This is a genomic window from Agromyces mediolanus, assembly GCF_014648575.1.
GTDB classification, from domain to species: Bacteria; Actinomycetota; Actinomycetes; order Actinomycetales; family Microbacteriaceae; genus Agromyces; species Agromyces mediolanus.
The window spans coordinates 1,287,068-1,293,931 of sequence record NZ_BMRJ01000001.1; the positions used below are offsets into that span (position 1 = coordinate 1,287,068).

At 71.5% G+C, this 6,864-nt stretch carries 7 protein-coding genes; 5 read left to right on the forward strand and 2 right to left on the reverse strand.

Annotated features, from left to right (window positions below; all coding sequences use genetic code 11):
• Positions 1–10: 10 nt before the first annotated feature.
• The gene (locus tag IEY71_RS06175; protein ID WP_189084376.1) at positions 11–763 is read right to left on the reverse strand and encodes a GntR family transcriptional regulator; all 753 of its coding nucleotides are present in this window, start codon (positions 761–763) and stop codon (positions 11–13) included.
• A complete protein-coding gene (locus IEY71_RS06180; protein ID WP_189084377.1) occupies positions 760–1,797 on the reverse strand; it encodes a Gfo/Idh/MocA family protein in 1,038 nt (345 codons plus the stop codon). Before IEY71_RS06180 ends, IEY71_RS06175 begins: the two co-directional genes overlap by 4 nt.
• Before the next feature lie 219 nt (positions 1,798–2,016).
• On the opposite strand from IEY71_RS06180, the gene IEY71_RS06185 reads away from it, so the two are divergent.
• The 5 genes from IEY71_RS06185 to IEY71_RS06205 all read left to right on the forward strand — a co-directional run bounded on the left by IEY71_RS06185 (position 2,017) and on the right by IEY71_RS06205 (position 6,771).
• Entirely contained in the window at positions 2,017–3,291 is a 1,275-nt protein-coding gene (locus tag IEY71_RS06185) for an ABC transporter substrate-binding protein (protein ID WP_189084378.1), read from the forward strand.
• A gap of 106 nt (positions 3,292–3,397) precedes the next feature.
• Positions 3,398–4,282, forward strand: coding sequence for a carbohydrate ABC transporter permease (locus tag IEY71_RS06190; protein WP_189084379.1), 885 nt, complete (start codon positions 3,398–3,400; stop codon positions 4,280–4,282).
• 8 nt (positions 4,283–4,290) lie between these two features.
• On the forward strand, positions 4,291–5,157 hold the full coding sequence (locus IEY71_RS06195; protein WP_189084380.1) for a carbohydrate ABC transporter permease: 867 nt from the start codon (positions 4,291–4,293) through the stop codon (positions 5,155–5,157).
• A complete protein-coding gene (locus tag IEY71_RS06200) occupies positions 5,154–5,675 on the forward strand; it encodes a hypothetical protein (RefSeq protein WP_189084381.1) in 522 nt (173 codons plus the stop codon). The genes IEY71_RS06195 and IEY71_RS06200 overlap by 4 nt, the downstream gene beginning before the upstream one ends.
• A gap of 67 nt (positions 5,676–5,742) precedes the next feature.
• Positions 5,743–6,771, forward strand: a complete 1,029-nt coding sequence (locus tag IEY71_RS06205) for a LacI family DNA-binding transcriptional regulator (protein WP_189084382.1) — start codon at positions 5,743–5,745, stop codon at positions 6,769–6,771.
• Positions 6,772–6,864 lie beyond the last annotated feature (93 nt).

The following is a 6,864-nucleotide window of genomic DNA, read 5'->3' on the forward strand; positions in this document are numbered from 1 at the left end:
GCGGGCGGCGTCAGCCGCCCTTGGTGAAGGTGGTGCGGAGCCGGTAGCGGTCGCCCGCGTACTCGACGAGGGAGAGGAGCACGGCGCGGCCGCGCTCGTCGTGGACGAGCTGGCGGATGACGAGCATCGGCGCGCCGCGGCCGAGCTGGAGCGCCTCGCTCGCCGCGGCGTCGGCGGGCCGGGACTCCAGCACGGACTCGGCGCGGTGCACGGTGGCGCCGCGGGCCTGCATCGCCCGGTAGAGGCTCTCGCGCGTGAAGTCGTGGTCGAGCAGGCCGGGCGCCGCGGCCTCGGGCACGACGGCCGTGTCGAGCGCGGTCGGCACGCCGTCGAGATGGCGGATGCGGCGGATGCGGTAGACCGGCGTGCCCGGGGCGATGCCGAGCGCCTCGGCATCGTCGAGGCTGGATGCCTCGCGCGCCGCCTCGACGACGGTGGAGGAGGCAGCGAGGCCGAGCCGTTCGGCGGTCTCGCTGAACGACTCCAGGCTCGACGGCCAGTCGCCGCGCGGGGGCCGGGAGACGAACCAGCCGCGGCCCTGGTGGGAGGTGAGCGCGCCGGCTTCGACGAGGTGGGCGAGCGCGCGCCGCAGCGTGACCCGAGAGACGTCGAGCTGCTCGCAGAGCTCGCGCTCCGGCGGGAGCCGGGTGCCGAGCGGATACTGTCCGGCCTCGACGGCCGCCAGGATCGAGCCCGCGACGCGCGACCAGAGCGGGTCGGGTCGTCCGCTCGCGAGCAGCGCGTCGGAGGGCGGGCGGGTCATCGGGCGACCAGCACCTTCTCCCACGTGCCCGAGCGCATCGAGCGGTAGCAGGCGTCGAGGATGCAGTTGACGGTCCAGCCGTCCTCGAAGGTCTCGATCGGGGTCTCGCCGGCCGCGAAGCGCTGCACGAAGTGGCGCATCTGCTGCGAGAAGCCGTAGGCGCGGGTCTCCTCGGGCACCGGGTGCACCCAGCCGGTGTCGACGTCGGCCTTCTCGACGAGGTAGCCGACGGGCTTCGTGATGAAGCCCCACACGGGGCTCACCGAGGTGTCGGTGACGAGCCGGCCGGCGCTGCCGGAGAACTCGTGGCGCAGCTGCATGCCGCCCTGTTCGGCCCAGGACGCCTCGATGATCGCGAGCTGGCCGCGCTCGAACTTCAGGAGCGCGACGGCGGTGTCCTCGCCGGTGGTCTTGTCGGCGTGGCGGAGCGTCGCGCCCCAGGCGAACGCCTCGACGACGCGGTTGTCCTTGCCGAAGAAGTGGCGGGCGGACTCGACGGTGTGGCAGCCCATGTCGAGCAGGGCGCCGCCGCCGGCGGTCTCCGCGTCCCAGAAGTGCGCGGCGTGGGGGCCGGAGTGCGCCTCCCTGGCGCGCATCGTGAGCAGGTCGCCGATGCCGCCGGCCGCGGCCATGCGGTGCGCCTGCTCGATGTTCGGCGAGAAGACCGAGCTCTCGGCGTAGCCGTGCCAGACGCCGGCCTCCTCGACGATGCGCAGGATCTCCGCCGCCTCGGCGCCCGTGCGGGCGAGGGGCTTGGTGCAGACGATCGCCTTGCCGGCGGCTGCGGCGATGCGCACGGCCTCGAGGTGGGCCTCGTTCGGCAGGGCGATGACGACGAGGTCGATCGAGGGGTCGGCGCACAGCTCGGCGGGGTCGGTGGTCCAGAGCGGGCTGTTCCAGCGCTCGGCGAACGCGCGGGCCTTGTCGGCGTCGCGCGAGGTGTTGCCGGCGAGCACGGCCTCGCGGACGTCGAGCAGCGAGTCCGCGTAGCAGTCGGCGATGAAGCCGGAACCAAGGATGCCGACACGAATCACAGGTCCTCCAACGATCGATGCGCCCGCCTTACCGGACGGTGTACCAATCTGTATCAGACAATACAACTACGCACAATCAATCAATCCAGAAAATACCTCTTGCTACCTCATTGGTACAACAGTATGCTGACGGCACCGCGCGGCGAGGCGCATCCGCTCTCCCCGCGACGGCTTCCATCCCCCTGACCGAGCGACACCACAGCAAGAGAGAAGGAACCGATGCGTTCGAAACTCGCTCCGCTCGCCACCCTCGCCGTCGCCGCCCTGGGCCTCGGACTCGCCGGCTGCGCCGCCGGCGGATCGGGCGACGGCGACACCACCAAGATCGTGCTGGGCACCTGGCGCACCGAAGACGCGGCGATGTGGGAGAACGACATCATCCCCGCGTTCGAGCAGAGCCATCCCGGCATCACGGTCGAGTACGCCCCCGTCGACACCAACGACTACAACGCGGCCATCCAGTCGCAGATCGAGGGCGGCACCGGACCCGACGTCATCATGTGCCGTCCGTTCGACGTCAACCGCTCCTGGATCGAGCAGGGCTACTTCGACTCGCTCGCCGAGCTCGACGCCATCTCGACGTTCCCCGAGTCCGCGCTGACCGCCTGGGAGGGCGACGACGGCACGCCCTACTGCGTCCCCGTCGCCTCGGTGCTCGCGGGCTTCTACTACAACACCGCGATCTTCGACGAGCTCGGCCTCGAGGTGCCGACGACCCAGGCCGAGTTCATCGACGTGCTCGACGCCATCAAGGAGGACGGCACGTACACGCCGTTGGCCCTCGGCTCCGCCGACGGCTGGCAGCTCGCGTACAACATGCTCTACCAGGTGGGCCCGAACGCCTGGCACGGCGAAGACGGTCGACTCGGCCTCATCGACGGCACCAAGAAGCTCACCGACCCCGACTTCGTCGAGGGCTTCCGGGTGTTCGACTCCTTCAAGGACTACCTGCCCAAGGGCTACGAGTCGATCTCCTACGAGGACATGACGCAGCTGTTCACCCTCGGCCAGGCCGCGATCCTGCCCGACGGCTCGTGGCAGATCAGCCAGGTCACCTCGACCGGGCTCGACGTCGGCGTCTTCGGCGCCCCGCCCGCCGCGGCCGGCGACCAGCGCTACCAGCAGGAGATGGCCGACATGGCCTTCGGTCTGAACGCCGCGGGCAAGCAGAAGGAGGCCGCGACCGAGTTCCTCGAGTGGCTCGGCACGCCGGAGTTCCAGCAGCTCTACGTGAACAAGCTGCCCGGCTTCTTCTCGATGGGCTCCGAGCCGGTGAGCTACGACGACCCGCTCGCCCAGGAGTTCGCCGACCTGAAGGAGGGCGCCGAGCTCACCTCCCGCCTCGCCCTCGACCGCCTGAGCGCCGGCCAGCCGCCGCTCGACGACGAGATCTGGCGCGTCGCCCAGCTCATGTACAACTCCGGGCTCTCCCCGGAGGAGGCGACCGCCGAGCTCCAGAAGGGGCTCGACTCCTGGTACACACCGGCCGGGTAGTCGCACGAACGGCCGGGGCGGGCGACGCCCGCCCCGGCCGACCCGGCTCGCCGCGCCATCCGCCCGTCCGTCCCCCGGACCGCCCCCGCCCCCGAGGAGTCCACGCATGATCCGAACCGGCACCCGATACCGGATGCTCGCCCTGTTCGTCGCGCCCGCGCTCGTGGTGTACGTCGCCTTCGCGGTGTACCCGCTGCTCAGCTCCGTGGGGATGAGCTTCTTCGACTCCGGCGGCGGCGAGAGCACCTTCGTCGGATTCGGCAACTACGTGGAGCTGTTCACGAACCCCACCACGAGCGAGCGGTTCTGGAACGCGCTCGTGAACAATGTCGAGTTCTTCCTCATCCACCTCCTCGTGGAGCTGCCGATCGGCCTGCTCATCGCGGCCCTGCTCACCTCGGGCCGGCTCCGCCGCTCGGTCGGCGTCTACCGCACGCTGCTCTTCATCCCCGCGACGCTCTCGGTCGTCATCGTCGGCTTCCTCTGGCGGCTCATCATCAACCCGCTGTGGGGCATCGTCGAGTTCCCGCTGCTCGGCAACGAGGCGACGGCCCTGCCGACGATCTCGCTGATGTCGGTCTGGCAGTACCTCGGCATCCCGATGGTGTTCCTCTACACCGCGCTGCTCGCCATCCCCGACGACGTCGTCGAGGCCTCGCGCATCGACGGCGCGGGCGCCTGGACGATCTTCTGGCGGATCAAGTTCCCGCTCATCGCGCCGCAGTTCGGGCTGATCACGATCCTCACCTACATCTGGACGTTCAACGGCTTCGACATCGTCTACGCGCTGAACGGCTCGGCCCCGGGCCCGAACTACTCGACCGACATCCTCGGCACCTTCTTCTACCGATCCTTCTTCGGCTCGAGCGGACAGGTCGCCGACCTCGACCTCGGAGCGACGGTCGCGAGCGTCATCTTCGCGATCATCCTCGTCACGACCGCCGCCTACTTCTGGGTGCTCCAGCGGCGCCTGAAGACCTACGAGCTCTGAGAGACGCCATGACCACCGTGACCCCGCCCCGCCAGCGTCGCCGCGTGCGCCCGGCCGACCGCGCCGCGAACGTCGGCTTGCACGCCGCGCTCATCGCCCTCTCGCTCGGCGCCGTCGTGCCCGTGCTCATCGTCGTGATGAACTCCTTCAAGACGACGCAGGGCATCTTCGGCTCCTTCCTCGCGCCGCCCGACGCCGAGACGTTCAGCGTGCAGGGCTACCTGAACGTCTTCAGCCGCGGCAACTTCCTGCTGAACTACCAGAACAGCCTCATCGTGACGATCTTGACCATCGTGCTCACGATCGTGCTCGGCACGCTCGCCGCGTGGGCGCTCGTCGAGTACCGCGTGCCGATCGCGCCGGCGCTCGCCGGGTTCTTCGTCATCGGCATCATGCTGCCGATCCGCCTCGGCACCGTGCCGCTGCTGAAGACGATGACCGCGTGGGGCATCGTCGACACGCTCGGCGCCCTCGTGCTCGTCTACACGGCGATGCAGTTGCCGCTCGCGATCGCGCTCATGACGACGTACTTCCGCGCGGTGCCCGCCGAGCTGAAGGAGGCCGCGCGCATCGACGGGGCCGGCGAGTGGCGCACGCTCTGGATCACGCTGCCGATCGTGCGCGTCGGCATCGCGGCGGTCGCGTCGATCACGATGCTGCCGGTGTGGAACGACCTCTGGTTCCCGCTCATCCTCGCCCCCGGTAAGGGCAACCAGACCGTGACCCTCGGGGTGCAGCAGTTCGTCGGGCAGTTCCAGAGCGACTACCCGGCGCTGCTCGCCGCGCTGACGCTCGGCGCGATCCCGCTCGTGGTGCTCTTCGCGGTGTTCTCGAAGCAGTACATCGCGGGCCTCAGCAAGGGCTACGGGAAGTGAGCCGGGGCGCCCCCGGTGCCGCGTCCGCGGCGCGCGCCGGGGGCGCGGCGAGCGGTGCGGCGCCGTGGCTCGCCTTCGGGGCGTGGCAGCTCGCGATGCTCGCGGTGATGGTCTTCGCGATGACGACGGGCCCGCACCCGCTCGCCCAGCTCGGCGCGGCGCTGCTGCTCGTGGCGCTCGCCGGTGTCGACGCGGTGCGGGCCAGGCGCGGCCGGCACGATCCGCGGATGGTGCTCGACGGGCTCGCGATGGCCGGCCTCGTCGCCCTGCCCTTCCTGCTGCCGGCGAGCGGGCACCATCCCGGCGGGACGGCGGGCGGCGCGGCCGACGGCGGAGCGCTGCCCGCGGCGCTCGCCGCGGCGATCGCGGTCGGCTGGTGGCTGGGCCGGGTCGCACCGCTCATCCGGACCGGTCGCGGCGCGCTCCGGCCGGAGCCGATCGCCGTCGCCGGGGTTGTGGTCTCCGGGGCGATGGTGCTCGTCATGGCCGCGATGCACGTCGTCGGCGCCCATCCCTGAGCGGCCGCTGTGCGAGGATGACTGGCGGACGGCCGCGCGGCGGCCGACCGCCACCGGAGGGGGAGCGATGGACCGCGAGCCGAACGCCCGCACCGCGACCCTGCACGACGTCGCCCGCGAGGCCGGGGTGTCCCTCGCGACCGCCTCGCGCGTGCTCAACGGCAGCACCCGGAAGGTCAACGAGGAGTACCGGCAGCGCGTCATCGACGCGGCCGCGCGGCTCGACTACACGACGAACCTCTCCGCCCAGGCGATCGTGCGCGGCTCGACGACGACGGTCGCGCTGCTCGTCGCCGACATCGCCGACCCCTACTTCGCCCAGATCGCCGCCGGCGTCGTGCGCGAGGCCGACGAGGACGGCCTGATCGTCACGATGGCCGCTACCGAGCGCGACCCCGAGCGCGAGCTCGCGCTCGTGCGCACCCTCCGCGGTCAGCGGCCGCGCGCGATGCTGCTCGCGGCGTCCCGTCGCAGCGACGAGCCGGAGACGGCGGCGCTCGTCGCCGAGCTGGCCTCGTACGAGCGGGCCGGCGGCCGGGTCGCCTACCTCGGCTCGGGCGAGCTGGACTTCCGCGCCGTCCGCATCGGCAACGTGGCGGGCGCCGAGGCGCTGGCCCGCGCGCTCGCCGGGCTCGGCTATCGGCGCTTCGCGGTGCTCGCCGGGCCCGAGGGCCTGCACACGGGCGACGACCGGCTTCGCGGCTTCACGGCGGGCGTCGAGGCGGCCGGCGGCACGATCGCGCGCGTCGAGCGCGCCGGCTTCACCCGCGACGACGGTCGCGAGGGGATGCAGCGGCTGCTGAAGCGGGGCGTCGAGGGCATCGAGCTCGTCTTCGCCGTGAACGACGTGATGGCCATGGGGGCGATGACCGCGCTGCGCGAGGCGGGGCTCGAACCGGGACGCGAGCTCGCGGTCGCGGGCTTCGACGACATCCCGACGGTGCAGGACGTGTCGCCGCCGCTCACGAGCGTGCGGATCCCGCTGCAGGAGACCGGCCGGCGGCTGCTGCGGGTCGCCCTCGGCGAGGAGACCGCGGCGGACGGCGGCGAGGCGTCCGCCGAGGTCGTGCTGCGCGCGAGCACCCCCGCTCGCTGACCCCGCCCACGTTCCGAGTTGCCCGACTTTCATGAAAGTCGGGCAAGTCCCAGCCGCCTTCTGTGTTGCCCGACTTTCATGAAAGTCGGGCAA

Excerpts from the sequence above, each read along its gene's own strand:
- IEY71_RS06195 (WP_189084380.1), top strand. The coding sequence starts at position 4,291 with ATGACCACCGTGACCCCGCCCCGCCAGCGTCGCCGCGTGCGCCCGGCC.
- IEY71_RS06175 (WP_189084376.1), bottom strand. The coding sequence starts at position 763 with ATGACCCGCCCGCCCTCCGACGCGCTGCTCGCGAGCGGACGACCCGAC.
- IEY71_RS06190 (WP_189084379.1), top strand. The coding sequence starts at position 3,398 with ATGATCCGAACCGGCACCCGATACCGGATGCTCGCCCTGTTCGTCGCG.
- IEY71_RS06185 (WP_189084378.1), top strand. The coding sequence starts at position 2,017 with ATGCGTTCGAAACTCGCTCCGCTCGCCACCCTCGCCGTCGCCGCCCTG.
- IEY71_RS06205 (WP_189084382.1), top strand. The coding sequence starts at position 5,743 with ATGGACCGCGAGCCGAACGCCCGCACCGCGACCCTGCACGACGTCGCC.